Raw genomic sequence first — 19,454 nt, 5'->3', positions numbered from 1 at the left:
TCTTTAAACATAAATTTTTAGAGGTTTTTATTTTAAAAATAGTGATAATGAGTCATAAGTCTGTTTACATAGGATCTAATAAAGTTTTAAATAAAAAAACAAAAGTAAAAGGTACAACTGTAGTTATTGAAGGAGAAACGTATTACAAAATCTCCAATAGTAATACAATGAGACCTTTTTTTATGAGTATAGTTAGCGATTCAAACCATTGGATGTTTATTGCAAGCAACGGAGGTTTAACCGCAGGAAGAAAAGATAGCGATAATGCCTTATTTCCATATTATACTGATGATAAAATAACAGAATCTTCTAATATAACAGGTAGTAAAACTATTTTTAAAATTCATAAAAAAAAGAAAATATTACTTTGGGAACCTTTTTCAGATAATTATGAAGGTATTTATAAAATACAACGAAACTTATATAAAAATAGGTTTGGGAATAAAATAATTTTCGAAGAAAAAAATAAAGATTTAGGGCTAACTTTCAGGTATCAGTGGAGCTCTAGTAATCTTTTTGGTTTTGTAAAAAAATCTACATTAATAAATAGTTCTGATAAAGATTTAAAAATTAGTGTACTAGACGGCTTTCAAAATATTGTGCCTTATGGCGTAAAAGCTGAGATGCAAAATGGAAAAAGTAATTTGGTAGATGCTTATAAAAAAAGCGAATTAGAAGCAAATATTGGTTTAGGTATTTATGCACTAAGCGCTGTTATTGTTGATAAAGCAGAGCCTAGTGAAGCCTTAAAAGCAACAATAGCTTGGTCTATAGGCTTAGAAAATCCAACTTACTTAATATCTTCATTACAATTAGATAAGTATAGAAAAGGGAAAAAAATTAAACAAGAATACGATATAAGAGCCGAAAAAGGAGCTTATTTTGTTAGTTCAGAAATTAAATTACGTTCTAAATCTGTACAAAGCTGGTTTTTAGCAGCAAATGTAAATCAAGGTCCTTCTGCTATAGTTAACATATCAGAACAATTAAAAAAACCAAAAGACTTATTAATTTCAGTCAAAAAAGATATTGATTTAGGTACCCAGAATTTAATTGAATTAACGGGTAATGCAGATGGTCTACAAGTAACTGAAGATAGTTTAAGAGATACTAGGCATTTTGCAAATGTGCTTTTTAACAATATGCGTGGAGGTATTTTTGACGAAAACTACACAATTGAATTAAAGGATTTTAAAAAGTATATTTTAAATGCAAATAAGCAAGTTTATACGAACCAAGAATTAATTTTAAATGATTTTCCTGAAGTATTTTCGCTTAAATTTTTACAGGAAAAATCACAACAAAATAATGATTTAGATTTTAAAAGACTTTGTGCTGAATACCTTCCATTAAAATTTAGTAGAAGACACGGAGATCCAAGTAGACCTTGGAATAAGTTTTCTATAAATACTAGAAGTGAAATTGATGGATCAAAAATATTGGATTATGAAGGTAATTGGAGAGATATTTTTCAAAACTGGGAAGCTTTAGCTCATTCTTATCCTGCCTTTATTGAAAATATGATTTTTAAATTTTTAAATGCAACAACATTTGAAGGTTATAATCCTTACCGTGTAACAAAAGGTGGTTTTGATTGGGAAATTGTAGAGCCAGATGATCCTTGGTCATTTATTGGGTATTGGGGAGATCATCAGCTTATTTACTTGTTGAAATTTTTAGAATTTATTGAAAAACATTATCCTAAAAAAATATCTCAATATTTTAAAGAAACTATTTTTGTTTATGCCAATGTGCCTTATAAAATTAAAAATTATGAGGATATTGTAAGCAACCCAAAAGATACTATTGATTTTGATTTTGATTTAGATAAAAAAATTAGAGAAAGAAAAACACAAATTGGAGCTGATGGCGCTTTGCTTTTAGATCAAAACAATACTATTTATAAAGTAAACCTTATTGAAAAATTACTGGCAACAGTTTTAGTGAAAGTTTCTAACTTTATTCCTGAGGCTGGAATTTGGTTAAATACACAAAGACCAGAATGGAACGATGCTAACAATGCACTTGTAGGTAATGGAGTTTCAATGGTTACGCTTTATCATTTAAGACGGTTTTTAAAGTTTTTTAATGAAATTGTTTCAAATTCAAATTTAACCGATGTAGAAATTTCGGAAGAATTAGCCTTGTTTTTAAGTGAATTAGCAAGTGTTTTTGAAAAAAATAAAGGTTTATTAGAAGGTGTAATTTCTGATTCGGATAGAAAAAAAATAGCAGATAAACTTGGAAGTGCTGCTGGAAATTATAGGGCTTCAATCTATAAAAAAGGCTTTTCTAGCAATAAGAGTGTTGTTGTAAAAAGTGATTTGCAAAACTTTATTTTAAATACTATTGCATTTTTAGAACACTCTATTGATGCTAACAAAAGAGAAGATAATTTATACCATAGCTATAACTTAATAAGCATTACTAATCATAAAATTTCCATTTCTTATTTACCTGAAATGTTAGAAGGTCAGGTTGCGGCATTAAGTTCTGGTTATATTTCTTCTGAAAATAGTTTAAAACTTTTAGATAGCTTAAAAAAGAGTGCTTTATACAGAAAAGATCAGTACAGTTATTTATTATATCCAAATAAAGAACTTTCTAGGTTTGTTGATAAAAATAATATTCCAGCAGATAAAATTGAAGACTCTAAGCTAGTTCAACAACTTTTAAAAGATAACAATTCACAAATTATAGAGAAAGATTGTGATGGTAATTATCATTTTAATGGAAATTTCAACAATGCTAATAGTTTAAAAAGTGCACTATCTTCTTTACCAAATTCATATCAAAATTTAGTAGAAGAGGATAAAAAACAATTGTTAAATGTTTTTGAAGATATCTTTAATCATAAAGAGTTTACAGGTAGATCTGGAACATTTTTCGGTTATGAAGGTTTAGGTTCTATTTATTGGCATATGGTTTCAAAATTAGCTTTAGCTGTACAAGAAGTTTGTGTACAGGCTGTTGAAGCTAAGGAAAATCCTGAAATTATTGATAAGCTAATAGCACATTATTATCTAATAAATAAAGGAATAGGAGTGCATAAATCGCCAGAATTATATGGGGCATTTCCTACAGACCCATATTCTCACACGCCAGCAGGTAAAGGAGCACAACAACCAGGAATGACCGGACAAGTAAAAGAGGATATCTTAAATAGGTTTGGAGAATTAGGTGTTGTTGTTAATGAAGGAAAACTGCAATTTAAAGCAGATCTTTTAAATAAGAAAGAGTTTTTAAGTGTAGAAAGTGAATTTAAATATTTAGATGTAACACAACAAGAACAAGAAGTTGCATTGCCAAAAAAATCATTGTGTTTTACTTATTGTCAGGTGCCAATAATTTATGAATTAGCGAATAAAAACAGCATAAATGTTGAATTAAAAGATGGTACTGTGCTAACTAGTGATACTCTCGAATTAGATGAGAAACTGAGTCAAGATGTTTTTAATAGAACTGGTATTGTTAAAAAAATACATGTTTTTTTAATTTTAAAATAGATCAATAAACTTAGAATATAAAATAATTAGAATAAAGCGAGCCTGTTTAAAAGTTTAGCATTCTAAAAATGCTTAAATAGGCTACATAAATAATCGATAGCGAACAGATGTGATCGTTATAATAAAATATACATATGAAACAATACTTACCCCTCATTGCTATAATAGTATTAATAATAACTATGTTTTCTTGTAAAGAAAATATTCCTGAAAAAACTGAAAAACCAATAGAGCATACGTTAAACTTTGTAAAAACCAAAGGGACAAAATTAGTAGATGATCAAGGAAACGAAATAACCCTAAAAGGTACAAATTTAGGTAATTGGTTAGTTCCAGAAGGTTATATGTTTAAAATGGGACAAGTAAATGCGCCTCGAAAAATTGATGAATTATTATACGAATTAGTCGGTCCAGATAGTTTACAGGTTTTTTGGAAAGGTTTTTTAAATAATTATATAACTCATAATGATATAAAATATTTAAAAAGTATTGGTGTAAACCACTTGCGTTTACCTTTTCATTATAAAATGTTTACAGACGATTTATATATGGGAGAAAGAAATGCTGGTTTTAAGTATTTTGATAGATTGATAGATTGGTGTAGAGAAGAGCAATTGTATATTTTGTTAGATATGCATTGTGCTCCAGGTGGTCAAACTGGTGATAATATAGACGATAGCTATGGATATCCTTATTTGTTTAAAAGTAAATCTTCTCAAGACTTAATGACCGAAATTTGGGTGAAAATTGCAGAACGTTACAAAAATGAACCTGTAATTATTGGTTACGATCTAGTAAATGAGCCAATTGCACATTATTTTGAAGATGAATTGGACAATTTAAACCATCAGTTGTTTTTATTGTATAGTCGTATTATCAAAGAAATTAGGGAGGTAGATGCAAAACATACAATATTTTTAAATGGATCTGTATGGAGTACCAATTTTGATGTTTTTGAAGAGTTAGTTGATTCTAATGTTGTGTACGAATTTCATAAATATTGGTTTGATGTGAAGCAAGAAGAAATTCAAGATTATATAGATTTTAGAGATAAACATCAGGTGCCAATTTATATTGGAGAAACTGGAGAAAATACTGATGAATGGGTTAATGATTTTAGAACTTTGTTAGATAAAAATGAAGTTAATTGGTGCTTTTGGCCTTATAAAAAAATGAATAACCCTAAAGGAATTATGAATTTTAATCAACCAGAAGATTATCATTTAATTATAGAATATGCAGAAAGTGATCGTTCATCTTTTGCTAAAATTAGAGAAAATAGACCTGATATTTTAAAAGTTCAAAACGCATTAAATCAATACTTAGAAAACAGCCTTTATAAAAATAACTTTGTTAATAAAGGATATACAAAAGGATTGAGTTTTAAAGTAGATTAAAATAATATAGCAATTAATGTATTTCAAAATGAAAAGAATAGCACAGTTAATAGTAATAGCTTTGGTACTTTTATCTTGTTCAAAAGATAAACAAATTGCAAGTACAGATGTAAAGAGTGAGACTGTAAAAAAAGCTGAAATAGAAACTAAAATAACAAATATTTTAGCAAAAATGACTTTAAAAGAAAAGGCCGGTCAAATGCTAAATATTGGCTTACCTGCAATTTTAAAAGGAGGTTATTGGGAACCAAAAGATAGTGCTGATTTTAATAAAGATAAATTCAAAAAATTTATAGTTGATTATGCAATAGGATCTATTCATAATACACCAGGGTTTATACCAGAAAAAGAAGTTTGGTATCAAATAGTAAAAACAATTCAAGATTCTGCAATGCAAAAATCGCGTTTAGGAATCCCTATTTTATATGGTATTGATAATATTCACGGAGCAAATTATGTAAATGGATCTGTTATGTTTCCACATCAAATTGCTGTTGCAGCTACTTGGAATACAGAGCTTTCTAGAATTGGTGGTGAAATAACTTCTTATGAGTCCAGAGCAGCCTCATTACCTTGGAATTTTAATCCAAATGCAGATGTTGCAACAAACCCACTTTGGGGTAGAATTGGAGAGAGCTTTGGTGAAGATCCGTATTTAATTTCAGAAATGACAAATGCATACATTCAAGGATCGCAAGAAAAGGGCTTAGAAAACTCAACAAGTACTGCTGTTTGTGTAAAACATTTTGTGGGTTATGGAGCAGGTAGAAATGGGAAAGATAGAGCAAATGCTATTATTCCAGAAAACAGTTTACGTCAATATTTTTTACCTCCTTTTGAAAAAGCCGTTAAAGGCGGAGCAATGGGAATAATGATTAGTTCAAATGCTGTAAATGGAATTCCTTGTCATTTAAACACTTATTATATCACAGATATTTTAAAAGGTGAAATGGATTATAAAGGTGTGGTGATTTCAGATTTTAGTGATGTTGAATTTTTAGTTGAGGCACATGCATCAGCTAAAGATAAACGAGAAGCTACAAAATTAGCGGTAAATTCTGGAATTGATTTATTAATGAATCCGTATGATATAGATGTTGTAGATTTTATTGTTGAATTAGTAGAAACTGGTGAAATTTCAATAGAAAGAGTGAATGATGCTGTAACCCGAATTTTAAGATTAAAATTTTACTTAAATCTTTTTGAAACGCCTTATAACAACCCAAATGAGTATCCCGAATTTGGAAGTGAAAAACATATAGCAGCCAATTATAAAACAGCAAGTGAAGCAATAACTTTATTAAAAAATAAAAATGAAATTTTACCGCTGTCTTCCACCAAAAAAATATTGGTAACCGGTTATGCGGCAAATTCAATAAATATGTTAAATGGTGCTTGGTCTCGTTCATTTTTAGGTAGAGAAACTAAATATAACGATCCAACTAAACTTACAATTTTAGATGCTGTAAAAAAACAAGTTGGAGCCAAAAATGTGGAGTTTGTAGCAGGTACAGATTATTTAGATGATATCAATTCAGATGTAGCAGTTTCTAAAACAAAAAATGCAGATTATATTGTGGTTTGTGTTGGTGAAATTCCAGCATCTGAAAAACCTTCAGATATTAATGAATTAGATTTACCTAAAATACAACAAGAGTTGGTTAAAAAATTAGCCAAAACAGGAAAGCCAATTATTTTAGTTTTAGTACAAGGAAGACCTAGAATTATAAAAGACATTGAACCTTTAGTTGATGGAATACTTATGGCTTATTTGCCAGGACAAGAAGGAGGAAGAGCAATTTCCGATATAATTTTTGGAGATGTAAATCCTAGTGGTAAGTTGCCATATACGTACCCAAAATATACAGGGAATATATTGCCTTATTATTATAAAAAAGCTGATATAAGAGATATAAGTTGGGGATACGATGGTTTTTACCCACAATTTGAGTTTGGTTTCGGACTTTCATACACAACTTTTGAATATTCAAATTTAAGTATAGATAAAGATACGCTATCAAATTCAGAGGAATTTAAAGTTTCAGTTACGGTAGAAAATACAGGAGATAGAGCAGGAAATGAAGCGGTAGAAGTATTTGTAAAAGACGTAGTGGCAACAGTTTCTCCAGATGCAAAAAAATTAATTCGTTTTAATAAAATTAATTTAAAAGCTGGTGAAGCAAAAACAGTTGAGTTTAAGTTAACTACTAAAGACTTAGAAAGTATTGGAATTGATAATAACTGGGTTATAGAACCTGGCGAGTTTGAAATTTTAGTGGGTGGAAATCCGCAGGAATTATTAAAACACAAAATATATTACAAAAATTAACAAATCAATTATTTAAAATAGTATAACAATCAGAATTGATTACAGTTAACAGTCAACATTGTATAAATCATAATAAATTAAAATTAACTATAAGATGTTTAAAATTCACAAAAAAATCCTTTTATTAATTTTTGTATTCTCATTTTTTTCACAAATAAATGCGCAAGAAAATTTAATAATAAACACATACAATCGATCGTCAGAAAGTTTAAATGGCGATTGGAAATATATTGTAGATCCTTATGAAAACGGTTTTTATAATTACCGTTTAGAAGCATTTGAAGATCAAGAAAACCCGGGTAGTAGTGCATTTTTTATGAATGCAAAACCAAAAGATAAAACTGATTTGGTAGAATATGATTTTGATTTGTCAGATTCAATTGCAGTGCCAGGTGATTGGAATACGCAAAAAGAAAATTTATACTATTATGAAGGTACGCTTTGGTATAAAAAATCTTTCGATTATGTGAAAAACAATCAAGATAACCGTGTTTTTGTATATTTTGAAGCCGTAAATTATCAATCAGATGTGTATTTTAATGGAAAAAAATTAGGGGCTCATACAGGTGGTTTTACACCTTTTAATTTTGAAGTAACCGATCTTTTAAAAGAAAGTGATAATTTTTTAGTTGTAAAAGTTGATAATAAAAGAATAGCAGAAGGTGTTCCAACTTTAAATACCGATTGGTTTAATTATGGTGGAATTACAAGAGATGTAAAATTAGTTGAGGTTCCTAGTACTTTTATTCAAGATTATTTTATTCAATTAAATCCTGAAAATAACCAACAAATTAAAGGGTTTGTGCAATTAAAAGGGCAAGATGTTTCTGAAAAAGAAATTTTAGTAACTATTCCAGAACTTAAAATAAAAGAAAAAGTTGTAACTAATAAAGAAGGTATTGCTTCTATTCAAATAAAATCGAAAAAAATTAAATATTGGTCAACTCAAAATCCATATTTATACAATGTAGTTTTAACTGTTGGTGCAGATAAAATTGAAGATCAAATTGGGTTTAGAACTATTAAAACACAAGGACAAGAAATTCTTTTAAATGATGAAAAAATATATTTAAAAGGAATTTCTATTCACGAAGAAAGTCCAATTTCTGGAGGTAGAGGATCTACAATAGAAGACGCGCAACAATTGCTAAATTGGGCAAAAGAATTGGGATGTAATTATGTGCGTTTAGCACATTATCCACATAACGAACATATGGTTAGACTAGCCGATAAAATGGGAATATTAGTTTGGGAAGAAAACCCGGTTTATTGGACCATTGCTTGGGATAATGAGGAAACTTATAAAAATGCCGAAAATCAATTATCAGAGGTTATTAATAGAGATAAAAATAGAGCTTCTGTAATTATTTGGTCTATGGCAAACGAAACGCCTACTAGTGATGCTCGTAATGTTTTCCTTGGAAATTTAGCAGCACACACACGTGAAATGGATCCAACTAGATTAATTAGTGCAGCTTTAGAGCAAACAGATTATCAAGGAAATCCGTCTATAAGAACAATTCACGACGACTTTGCCGATGTTGTTGATGTATTAAGTTTTAATCAATATGTTGGTTGGTATGATGGTTTACCAGATAAATGTGGACAACTTAGTTGGAAAATTACACAAAATAAACCAGTCTTAATTTCAGAATTTGGTGCTGGGGCTAAAGTTGGTTTTCACGGCGATAAATTAACACGTTGGACTGAAGAATATCAAGAGGATTTGTATATTCAAACTTTAAAAATGTTGGAAGGAATTGAGCAATTACAAGGTTTTTCTCCTTGGATTTTAGTTGATTTTAGATCGCCAAGACGTGTATTACCAAAAATACAAGATGGTTATAATAGAAAAGGATTAATTTCTGAAGACGGACAAAAAAAGAAAGCGTTTTTTGTATTGAAGGATTTCTATGATAATAAAAAGTAAAATATACTTTAAAATATTTAGTGGAAAAGAGGTTGTTTTAAAACAACCTCTTTTACTTTTAGCAATTACACAAATCTAAATACTGCTTTTATAGCTTTAAAACTGTTGTTAATTAGTGTTTTATAATAAACTTTTTTCTCTGCCTAATTGTCATTTGTAAAGTTATGGCTCGATTTTCGACTATTAAAGGTATGAGTAAAAAGAACGTATCATTTTGGTGGGCATTTAAAGAGTTTATTTGGCCAAGAAAAAAAATAATCTCTATAGGTTTATTTTTAATAATGGCTAAAAGTTTATCCAGTTTGGTACTTCCTTATGCCAGTAAAAACTTGATAGATGATGTAATTCCCTCACAAGATATGAGAGCACTTACAACATTAATTATTATTGTTTGTACAGCAATTCTTATTCAGGCAATAACCTCGTTTTCTTTAACGCGTTTGTTAAGCGTAGAAGCACAACATTTAATTTCATTGCTAAGAGCAAAAGTTCAAAAAAAGCTTTTAACATTACCCATAAGTTTTTTCGATAATAATAAGTCTGGTGCATTAGTTTCTAGAGTTATGACAGATGTTGAAGGTGTTAGAAATCTTGTTGGTACAGGCTTGGTACAATTAGTTGGAGGTTCTATAACATCCGTAATTTCATTAATAATTTTAATAAAAATAAATGCATTAATGACGCTTTTTGTATTGGTTCCAGTAGTGATTTTTGCAGTAGTTGCATTAAAGGCATTTGGATATATTCGTCCTATTTTTAGAGCACGTGGAAAAATTAATGCAGAGGTTACAGGTAGATTGACAGAAACTTTAAATGGTGTTCGTGTAATTAAAGGTTTTAATGCAGAAACTCAAGAAAATAGAACCTTTGAAGCTGGTGTGGAAAAATTGTTTTTAAATGTGAAAAAAAGTTTAACTGCAACGGCACTTATGACGAGTTCTTCAACCTTTTTATTAGGTTTGGCTTCCGCAGGTATTATGGGAATTGGTGGTTATTTTATAATGAATAATACAATGACTTATGGTGAATTTGTGTCTTTTACCTTGTTTTTAGGCTTTCTAATAGCTCCAATTGTCCAAATGAGTAATATTGGAAGTCAGCTTACAGAAGCAATGGCTGGCTTAGATAGAACGGAAGAATTAATGAATATGACAGAAGAAGATGATCCAGAGATTAGAACAGAAGTTTTAGGTAAAATTGATGGTGATATCGAGTTTTATAATGTCTCTTTCAGTTATGAAAAAGGAAAAGAAGTGCTACACAATATTTCATTTAAAGCACCAAAAGGAAGTGTTACTGCTTTGGTAGGTTCTTCGGGTTCTGGTAAATCTACAATTGCTAGTTTGGCAGCTTCATTTTTAAATCCTTCAAAAGGAATTATTACTGTTGATGGTGTAGATATGTCTAAAGTAAATTTAAATAGCTTTAGAAGTAGGCTAGGAGTTGTGTTGCAAGACGATTTTTTATATGAAGGTACTATTAGAGAAAATGTTTTGTTTCCAAGGCCAGATGCTACAGAAGCACAAGTTTTAGAAGCGGTTGAAGGCGCTTATGTTAACGAATTTACCGATAGATTTGATGATGGTTTAAATACTGTTATTGGTGAAAGAGGTGTAAAATTATCTGGTGGGCAACGTCAACGAATTTCTATTGCTAGAGCTATTTTGGCAAATCCGAAAGTTATAATTTTAGATGAAGCAACTTCAAATTTAGATACAGAAAGCGAATCTTTTATTCAAAAAAGTTTACAAACTTTAATGCAAGATAGAACAACATTTGTAATTGCACATAGGTTAAGTACTATACAAAAAGCCGATCAAATTTTAGTTATTGAAGAAGGTGAAATTGTTGAGTGTGGAAAACACGATGAATTACTCGCCAAAAAAGGGCGCTACTATGACTTATATACCTACCAAAGTAGAATTTAAGTTTAAGTGAGATTAAGAAAAAACTAAAAAATTAGTTTTCTTGAGAAGTATAATTTTTCAAGAAATCTTGAAATGGCATTGGTGGTTGTAAATTTCTGCTTTTAAAATGTGTTACGTAAGTTTTATAATTTTTTAATGCAAATTCTTTAATGCAAGAATGTGAATTTTCTTTAATGTTTTTGTGGGCTTTCATTTAAAAAAAATAGATATTGGTTCATATTTCGGTTTTTGAAGCAATAAATATAATGAAGAAAATTTTATTAACAAAAAATATAAGCACATTTGTTGTGTCTAAAAGGCTGATAATATAATAATTAACTATTTAATAATATTGAGACTATTAAATCTTTTTTATGTATAATTTAGGCCGCTTTTTTAATCTTTATTTAGTTTAGAAAATTTACTAAATATTAATTGGTTTATGCTGTTCTATTTTTAAGTCCCATTTTTGAAGCAACAATGCTAATTATTAGTAATTGTATGGCATGGTATAACATTAGAGGTAATAAAATAATACCGATTGAAGACATATGTCCAAATATTATTTTAGAAAATACGGTTCCGTGTACCAAGGATTTTTTAGTCCCACAAAATTGAGCGGTAATTTGATCTTCAATATTGAATTTCATCTTTTTTGCTAAAAAACTTGTTAAATAAAATAGCATAGCAAACAAAGCTAAAACGGTAATAAAAAGTAACAATAAATCTAATATAGATACAGTGCTAAAAATATTATCATTAAATGAGTTTGCAAAACTTTTGTAAATAATTAATAGTATTACTGATTTATCGAACAACGTTAATTGCTTGGTATATTTTTGGGCATATTTTCCGAAGAAACGTTGTAAAAGCAATCCAAAAACTACTGGAAGTATTATTTGTACAATAAGCTTTATGTAAATATCTATAAAATTAAAATCTGTTTGCGTATTTTGAACAAATAATCCCATCCATAAAGGCGTAAGAGCTACACCTATAATTCCAGAAATACTAGCATTAAAAATTGCAGCTGGAATATTACCTTTTGCTATTGAAACCATAACTACAGATGAAGATACGGTTGAAGGAAGTGCAGCCAAGAAAAAAAATGCCAACCATATAATTTTTTGTTCTTCATTTTGAATAAATGGTTGAAATAGTAACACTAATAAAGGAAATAACAAAAAGGTAGATGCTTGTATTAAAATATGTAATTTCCAGTTTTTAAGACCTTGTTTTAATTTTGTAGGACTTAATTTTAGTCCATAGAAAAAGAAAATAAGTGAAATTCCAACGGAACTAATTGTGTCGATAGGAATTTTACTTTCTGGAATTCCCCATTGTGGAAAAATATAAGCTAGGCAAATTACTACTATAATAGCAAGTACAAATCTGTCGATTTTTACTTTCATAAAAGGTTTCTTTATTTTTATTTCAAATGTAAGTATAAATTTTACGAGGCGTTAACAAACTATTTAATAATTAAATTGAAATTGATGAAAAATAACTTTAATTTTAATTAATTTAGGAAGTGTTAAATAAATATGGTACATTTGCAAAACAATAAAAGATACCTATAGAGTTTTAAGGTAGTATATAGTACAATTAGTTTTTACGAGTTTTTCTCTTCTTTCCAATTTTATATTTACGATTACTTTTTTCAATAGCGCATTAAATTATAAGGATTTGTTTATACATTTTCATTAATAATATTTTATTATGCTTATCTTAATTAGGATATTCTTTATTGTGAAAAAATAATTATAATTTAAAATTAAGTAAAGATGCAAGAAGGCACAGTAAAATTTTTCGACAACACAAAAGGATTTGGATTTATTAAATCATCAGAAACTGGTGAAGACATTTTTGTACATAACTCTGGTTTAACAGATGAAATTAGAGAAGATGACAAAGTTCAGTTTAACACTCAAGAAGGAAGAAAAGGTTTAAACGCTATTAACGTTGAAGTTATAGCTTAATTACCTAAATAATGTATGTTATATAAAAATATACATTATGTAAATATTAAAGATCGTTTTTTTAAACGGTCTTTTTTTTGGTTTAAAGTGTTTTATAAAGTTTAATTTATGTGTGTAGTTGCTGGTTAATTCAACTGAAAAAATTAAGCGTTGTTATTTTAATTTCAAGTTTTTATTTTAAAAATTCATTAAAAGTATTTTCAACTTTTACCATTTCTTCATAACTTAAATTTAACCATAAGGCTGCAGCTTTAAGGGTTGAAAAAACATCGGTAGTCATTGGTAAATTTTTTTTTACAAACTCAAATAAAGTACCAATAACAACTTCATTTGGTGTATTGGTTAAAAACGCAACTTTTCTTTCGCTAATAGCATTTAATTTGTTTTTTGCAAATTCAGTATATAAAATTAATTCAGGCTCTTTTATAAGTAAATTAGCAGTTCTAAAATCCATTATTATTTGTATTTTAGGATTGTATAGTTTTTCAGAAAACAATCTTTTTTTAAGCTCTATAATGTCTTCAATAGTAATACCGCCATTATAATATTCAGTGACAATATTTATATCATCTAAAATAGTATATGACGCTATTTTCTTCATATTTCCTGTTTTATTTTTAGTATAGGGAACTTAACGTTGATGGAATGCGGAGACCGGAACTTTTAATTACAAACCTATTAAACTGTTACAATTCTAAGTAAATATAAAAGATTTATGTTCACTTGTAGTTTTGGCTTAGGTATAACGTGTATTGGTATTTTGTTGTTTTTTATAATTGTTAATTTTCGTTTATTTCAATTCAGTAACGATTTTTACTTCTGGATTGTTTTTATCGGAACTGTACACTATATGATATTTTGAACCCTCGTTTAGATTAAGACTTTGTACTTCACGAATGTCTCCATCTGTATTGATTCTAAAACGTACTTGATCGTTTAGTGTAAATTGAGTAGTTATTTCATCTTTATAGATTTCCTTACCTATTTTGTCTCGAGTAACTAGTCTTCCAGTAATTGTAAAATTAATACCATTGATTTTATGTATAGTACCAGTTAGTTTTAAATGTTCTTTATGTTTAACTTTTGGAGCTACAAAGTCTGGACCTTTTGTAATATCGAAAGTTTTTTTATCCACTACTAGTTTAACAATTCTTAGATTCTCGCTGCTGTTTATTTTTGGTAATTCAACTATTAATTCTGAAGAATTTTTATGCTGAGTAAAAGTCAAATTTTTATGAGTATCTAAAAATGATGCACTTTCTACATTAGACAGTAGACCATTAACTGTTATGTTGCCGCCTGACCAGTTCCATAAATGAAGGTAGATAATGTTGTTTTTTTTGCTTTGTGATAAAGATCCCCATTTATGTTCTTTTGAAAAAGGACTGCCTTTTGTTTTGTAAATAGCTTCGGCATTTAATTTCATCCATTTTCCTAAATTGTCTAATCTTACTTGGTCTTGTAAAGGGAAAGTACCTTCAGGTGTAGGACCAATATTCAATAAAAAGTTTGATCCACGACAAGCGCTTTTACTTACCATTTTTATTAACTCATCAGAAGATTTCCAATAATCATCATTTTTATCATAGCCCCAATTCAAGCGCATGGTCATGATTGATTCCATATAACCAGCCATACCAGGATTTACAATAGCACGGTCTCCAATATTTTTATAATCTCCTAATCCGCTGCCTATACGACCATTTATAATACATTCGGGCTGAAGTTTTCTCACCAAATCTGCACACATTTTATTAAATTCACGGTGCTTTTGAACAGGCATATCGAACCATATTAAATCAATTTTTCCATAATTTGTAAATAATTCAGTAATCTGCTGTTTTACAAAATTTTTATATTTTTCAGAAATAGGATTAAGATCTACATTTTGTCGCACATGATTTATCCAATCCTTTTCATGCGAGTAATAAAAACCTACTTTCATATCATATTTATTACAGGCTAAAACAAAATCTTTTATCAAATCGCGATTTATTGCAGACGTTTCTACACTATTCCAATCAGTAGTTTCTGTATTAAAAAGAGCATAACCATCATGATGTTTCGAAGTAAGCACCATATACGTCATACCAGCATCTTTAGCCATTTTAACCCATTCTTCTGGATTATATTTATTAGGATTCCAGTTTAAAGCAGCATTTTGATACGCTGTTTGTGGCATATTTGAAGCAAGGTAAATCCATTCGGCACTTGATTGCCCAATTTCCTTACCATAATCCATTCCGTTGTATTCACCTCCAAATGTGGAATAAACACCCCAATGCAGAAACATTCCTAAACGCCCTTCATCCCACCATTGCATGCGTTTATGATAAGATTCGTTTGATTCTTGTGTGCAAATAGTTTTAGGAGTTAGCATAATAATAAGCACAACTAAAGAAAGTAAAGAACTATAGTAATTGGTTTTTTTTGAAAACGGGATCATTAATTATCTGATTTTATATTTTACTGTTGTAAAAACGGTATTACGTAAACAAGGCTAAAGTAAGAAATAATCATATAATAGAGAATCTATAAATATATTTAAATGACAACAATTTACTTAAATATTCTTAACTTTTTAGTTTAGAAATTAAGTTTTTCCATTTGTAAGATTCAAATAAAATTCTCCTATTCGTTAAAACGTTTGATATTCTTTGAGCTAAAAGTCCTCCGTAAACCATTAATTCTTGAATATTCATACTACTCTGAATATGTTGATTACATCTTGCTGAATAAAGTCCAATATTTTCAATTGAACTACTTTTTTCAGGCATTTGGTTCTGTGAAAGTAAATGGCCCCATTCATATTTTATGTAATCTATATTCCAATCTGAAGGTCTATTCCAACAAAGAGGTAATTCAGTCCCTTCCACGTGAAAAAATGGTCTGTATTCTTGAGCTTCAAAAAGTAGAATTACTATTTCTCTTAAAATTTCTCTTTTCTGTTGGTCGAACCTAACATTTGAAAAATCACTTCGAATATGATTAATGATAGATTTAACTAATCTTTCAGATTCTAAATCCGTTTCGTAAGCTTGAGGATTCTTATTTATTATTCTTCTGTGTTCAATTAGTTTCATCTGTCAAATTATGTACAAGGTTGTTGAATATGATTTGTTGCGTGGTTTAAGCAACTAATTTAGTAAATAATTACGGACAAAGAAAGTCAGAGAGGACTTTCGTAAGTAGGCTAGAGCCTAGCAATTAATTTTATACTGCTTGAGTTAGCATTTTAATAAAAACACTAAATTTAAACATATAAATAAGAAAGCACAAAAGAGAGGATTAAGGTTATTATATACGCAGAGACTATAGATATCGTTCAACATTGAAAATCCCCTGTCTTTTTTACACAGATTTCGTATAAAGGAAGTAAAAAAAATAGTATTAGTAGCAGTATGTAATAAGCTACTGAAACAGGTTTTTGCTATTGCAAAATCAGGACTAATTTATGATTATAATTATAGAAGTGTTTTAGTGAAAAATTAATACATTTTTACTTGTTTTTTACCACAGTATTTTGTTGGCAACAGTTTTTGTTATACATATTGTAGTATTTCGTTCAAATTTTGTCTTCCGACAATTGCCATTATTTCAACAACGTTATTATTTATTTTATAGTAAATACTATCTATTCCGCAAACACATCTTCTGTAGTCTTTTTTTATATAATCAACCGACTCGAATGAAAAAGGCCTTTGGGATATAATGTCAAAGTATTCAAAGAATGATTCAAAATATTTATCAGCTTGAGTCATTCCAAATTTTTTAACTCCATAGTGATGAATTCGGATTAAGTCATTTTTGGCTTCGTTACTTAATCGATATTTAGCCATTTAATAAATTTTTAGATTGAGCTAAAATTTCATTTTTTGATTCGCTTGTAAAACCGCTATTTTCAGCTTTTTCCAATTTAGTTCGAATCCAATCAATTTCGATTTGTTGTTTTCTAGCTTGTCTAATTAAATCGTTTACTAATTCGCTTTTGCTTGAATATTCTTTTCCTTTGACTTGGGCTTTCAGCCATTCGTCGTTAGGTTCTGTAAATGATATACTTTGTCTTGACATAATTTAATTATTTGGTGTAAATATACATCAAATACGAATCACTTCCAAATTGTTGCCAACGGTTTAGAATAACCAAAGTTGTGTTTTGGTTTTTGCAATTTTTCGTTTTATAAAACTAATAAAATTAGTATTAAGAAACATTCTATTTTACTAAATGCAACAATTTTGGTTATGCATTGTTGGCTAATGTTTTAATGTAAATCAATAATTAATCATTTTAAATCAATAAATTCGTATGAAAAATCATAAGAATATGAAAAAGTTAAAAGAACGTCAAAAATTATCTTGGCAAGGAATGTTCTATAGCATCCAAAGAATAGATTTATTAATCGTTACTATTTCTGGAGCTGGTATTTACCTATGTTTAGAAACGATGAAATTCCTTTCTGAAAATAATCAGTGTATTAGTTCTTTAATTAGGATATCCGGAGCAATGTTCTTATTCGGGATAATCATTAATTTTTTATCTCAATTGTTCGGTTTTAAGTCAAATGAACAAGATTTTTTAATGTGTCAAGCAAAAATTGACTCTGGTTCTAAAATTTCAAACGAAGAACAAGATGAAATCGACACCTATGATAGAAAATCAGATGTTTATTCTAAATGGACTAATAGATTCAATTATTTAAGTATGGGATTTATGTTTGTAGGTCTCATACTAATTATGACTTATTTTCTATTTATTTTTTAGGTGGAGTTGGTCTGCTAGGTGGTCTTCCAATTCCTTTTTGTTCTCCCTCATCAATTCTTGATGGTCTCGAAGGTGCTGGTCTTGGGGTACTAGGTTTATTCGGTTGTGTAGGTCTTGTAGGTTGTTTACTCATAGTTCAATTTTTATTTTTCGTTAATATTAGCCAACGTTCTATATACTTCATTTATGTTGATTTATCCCGGTTAATTTACCCGGATAAAAGAACTTTATAGTTGTTTTGTTATTTTTGATACTGCAATTTTTTTAAAGTACTAATTTAATAAAAAAAACCTATTAAAACATTAAATATATTTTTATGGGTTAAGAATTATACTATTATAAATTAAACTAAGAATTTATTTGTTTTTACCACAGTACTTTGTTAGCACAAGTTATTAATCTTCTTTTTTTCGAGAAAATAATTTCCTACATCATCATACATAGAATAAAAGACACTAAACCCATTTTTCGAGTCATATGAATCTAATCAGAGTGATTTACTATAAAATGTTATCTGCCTGAGTTTAACTCAACGCATACATCTCCATCATTATTACTATTGAATATATATTGTTTTTTTGTAATTTCATTTGTAAATAGAATCTCCGCATTATCAATATTATAACCGTTCCAATTTTTAGATTTTACAAAACCTTTTTTTATTCCTTAATAAAATCGGTATAAACACAGCTACTTTTGAAGTTTGTTTAGTAGTAGCTCAAATTTAATTAAAAAAATGAATTGTTAATTAGCGTGTTGCTAGTTATAATGTGTTGCTCCGCAACATTTTTTAAACTTTTTACCACTGTTGCACGGACAAGGGCTGTTGCGTTCAATTTTAACAGTTTTTTTGTTTAAATTTCTAGCAGCCATATCTTGCTTAAATACTTTTTCTAATAATAAGTATAATTCTGGGTGTTTTCTTTCTAATAGTTTTGGACGTTCAAAAAAATATTCGCTAATAACAGAGAAAAATTCTGCGCTGTTTGTGCCTCCATATGGGTTTATATCTGATTTTCCATTGTAAATTTCATCAATTTTTTTATTGATTAAATCAATCCACGGAATGGCATATTGTTTTTCCATAAGAACCGATGGAATACCGTCTATTGTTCCTCCTGTTTTATCAATTAGATGCACAAATTCGTGTATGGCAGTGTTTTTTTTATCCGATTCATTTTTAAAACCGTGGTGTAAAGCTTGTTTAGAAAGTATCATAATTCCGTCCATATAGCCAGTGCCAACCATTCCTAAAATGGCTCTATTTTCGCCTTCTAATTTAAAGTCTTTGTCAAATGATTTTGGATAAATTAATACTTCATTAATATTAGAATATTTCCAATTGTCGAAACCAAAAACAGGTATTACAGCACTAGAAGCTACCAATAGTTTGTCGGTTAAACTTACGGAGGTTTTAATACCAGTAATTCTACAATTCAATAAAAATTCCTGAATTTGATATTCAAATTTTGTTTGTTCAGCTTTAGTTAATGCGTTGTAAAAAGTTATATTTTGGATTAAAATAACCCTCCATTTTTTTGGGAAAGGTTCGGTAGGTTTTTTCCAAGAGTTGGTATTTTTACGTTTCCAAATGTAAAATACAATTGTAGATAATATAACAATGCTTATAAATGGAGTCATAAA

The 19,454-nt window shown here is 28.8% G+C and carries 16 protein-coding genes; 7 read left to right on the top strand and 9 right to left on the bottom strand.

Translation table 11 applies throughout. The features are described from left to right. Positions 1 to 47: 47 nt before the first annotated feature. The 5 genes from MHL31_RS08605 (at position 48) to MHL31_RS08585 (ending at position 11,090) form a co-directional block, all read left to right on the top strand. Complete coding sequence (locus tag MHL31_RS08605) at positions 48 to 3,506, top strand: hypothetical protein (protein ID WP_240225526.1); 3,459 nt, start codon at positions 48 to 50, stop codon at positions 3,504 to 3,506. 134 nt (positions 3,507 to 3,640) lie between these two features. Beyond that, positions 3,641 to 4,903 (top strand): glycoside hydrolase family 5 protein, encoded by a 1,263-nt coding sequence (locus tag MHL31_RS08600; protein WP_240225525.1) that lies wholly within the window; start codon positions 3,641 to 3,643, stop codon positions 4,901 to 4,903. A 28-nt stretch (positions 4,904 to 4,931) separates the two neighbouring features. Then, positions 4,932 to 7,232 carry a glycoside hydrolase family 3 N-terminal domain-containing protein gene (locus MHL31_RS08595; RefSeq protein ID WP_240225524.1) on the top strand — a complete coding sequence of 767 codons (2,301 nt, stop codon included), beginning with the start codon at positions 4,932 to 4,934 and terminating at the stop codon, positions 7,230 to 7,232. A 94-nt stretch (positions 7,233 to 7,326) separates the two neighbouring features. Beyond that, entirely contained in the window at positions 7,327 to 9,162 is a 1,836-nt protein-coding gene (locus MHL31_RS08590; protein ID WP_240225523.1) for a glycoside hydrolase family 2 protein, read from the top strand. A 191-nt stretch (positions 9,163 to 9,353) separates the two neighbouring features. After that, a complete protein-coding gene (locus MHL31_RS08585; protein ID WP_240225522.1) occupies positions 9,354 to 11,090 on the top strand; it encodes an ABC transporter ATP-binding protein in 1,737 nt (578 codons plus the stop codon). A 31-nt stretch (positions 11,091 to 11,121) separates the two neighbouring features. Here the strand turns inward: MHL31_RS08585 and MHL31_RS08580 are convergent, their stop codons facing one another. Further along, the gene (locus MHL31_RS08580) at positions 11,122 to 11,283 is read right to left on the bottom strand and encodes a hypothetical protein (RefSeq protein WP_240225521.1); all 162 of its coding nucleotides are present in this window, start codon (positions 11,281 to 11,283) and stop codon (positions 11,122 to 11,124) included. A gap of 226 nt (positions 11,284 to 11,509) precedes the next feature. Continuing rightward, a complete protein-coding gene (locus MHL31_RS08575) occupies positions 11,510 to 12,481 on the bottom strand; it encodes a bile acid:sodium symporter family protein (RefSeq protein ID WP_240225520.1) in 972 nt (323 codons plus the stop codon). Between the two features lie 372 nt (positions 12,482 to 12,853). Between MHL31_RS08575 and MHL31_RS08570 the strand changes: the two genes are divergently transcribed. After that, positions 12,854 to 13,048 carry a cold-shock protein gene (locus tag MHL31_RS08570; protein ID WP_240225519.1) on the top strand — a complete coding sequence of 65 codons (195 nt, stop codon included), beginning with the start codon at positions 12,854 to 12,856 and terminating at the stop codon, positions 13,046 to 13,048. 172 nt (positions 13,049 to 13,220) lie between these two features. Here the strand turns inward: MHL31_RS08570 and MHL31_RS08565 are convergent, their stop codons facing one another. The 5 genes from MHL31_RS08565 to MHL31_RS08540 all read right to left on the bottom strand — a co-directional run bounded on the left by MHL31_RS08565 (position 13,221) and on the right by MHL31_RS08540 (position 17,119). Further along, positions 13,221 to 13,649, bottom strand: a complete 429-nt coding sequence (locus MHL31_RS08565; RefSeq protein ID WP_240225518.1) for a hypothetical protein — start codon at positions 13,647 to 13,649, stop codon at positions 13,221 to 13,223. Positions 13,650 to 13,838: 189 nt separating this feature from the next. Then, the gene (locus MHL31_RS08560) at positions 13,839 to 15,494 is read right to left on the bottom strand and encodes an alpha-L-fucosidase (RefSeq protein ID WP_240225517.1); all 1,656 of its coding nucleotides are present in this window, start codon (positions 15,492 to 15,494) and stop codon (positions 13,839 to 13,841) included. 127 nt (positions 15,495 to 15,621) lie between these two features. Beyond that, positions 15,622 to 16,131 carry a hypothetical protein gene (locus MHL31_RS08555; RefSeq protein ID WP_240225516.1) on the bottom strand — a complete coding sequence of 170 codons (510 nt, stop codon included), beginning with the start codon at positions 16,129 to 16,131 and terminating at the stop codon, positions 15,622 to 15,624. A gap of 459 nt (positions 16,132 to 16,590) precedes the next feature. Beyond that, entirely contained in the window at positions 16,591 to 16,887 is a 297-nt protein-coding gene (locus MHL31_RS08545) for a type II toxin-antitoxin system RelE/ParE family toxin (protein WP_240225515.1), read from the bottom strand. Further along, complete coding sequence (locus MHL31_RS08540; protein WP_240225514.1) at positions 16,880 to 17,119, bottom strand: CopG family transcriptional regulator; 240 nt, start codon at positions 17,117 to 17,119, stop codon at positions 16,880 to 16,882. Before MHL31_RS08540 ends, MHL31_RS08545 begins: the two co-directional genes overlap by 8 nt. Before the next feature lie 253 nt (positions 17,120 to 17,372). Here MHL31_RS08540 and MHL31_RS08535 point away from each other — a divergent pair, with 253 nt between their 5' ends. Then, on the top strand, positions 17,373 to 17,810 hold the full coding sequence (locus MHL31_RS08535) for a hypothetical protein (RefSeq protein WP_240225513.1): 438 nt from the start codon (positions 17,373 to 17,375) through the stop codon (positions 17,808 to 17,810). Here the strand turns inward: MHL31_RS08535 and MHL31_RS08530 are convergent. Continuing rightward, positions 17,800 to 17,943 (bottom strand): hypothetical protein, encoded by a 144-nt coding sequence (locus MHL31_RS08530; RefSeq protein ID WP_240225512.1) that lies wholly within the window; start codon positions 17,941 to 17,943, stop codon positions 17,800 to 17,802. The two genes, MHL31_RS08535 and MHL31_RS08530, sit on opposite strands and share 11 nt — an antisense overlap. Before the next feature lie 626 nt (positions 17,944 to 18,569). After that, the gene (locus MHL31_RS08525; RefSeq protein WP_240225510.1) at positions 18,570 to 19,451 is read right to left on the bottom strand and encodes a zinc-dependent peptidase; all 882 of its coding nucleotides are present in this window, start codon (positions 19,449 to 19,451) and stop codon (positions 18,570 to 18,572) included. Between the last annotated feature and the right edge of the window lie 3 nt (positions 19,452 to 19,454).

It is taken from the genome of Lutibacter sp. A80, from assembly GCF_022429645.1.
Taxonomy (GTDB): Bacteria; Bacteroidota; Bacteroidia; order Flavobacteriales; family Flavobacteriaceae; genus Lutibacter.
Note: the sequence above shows the minus strand (reverse complement) of the source record. Positions and strands in the feature narration are given on the sequence as shown.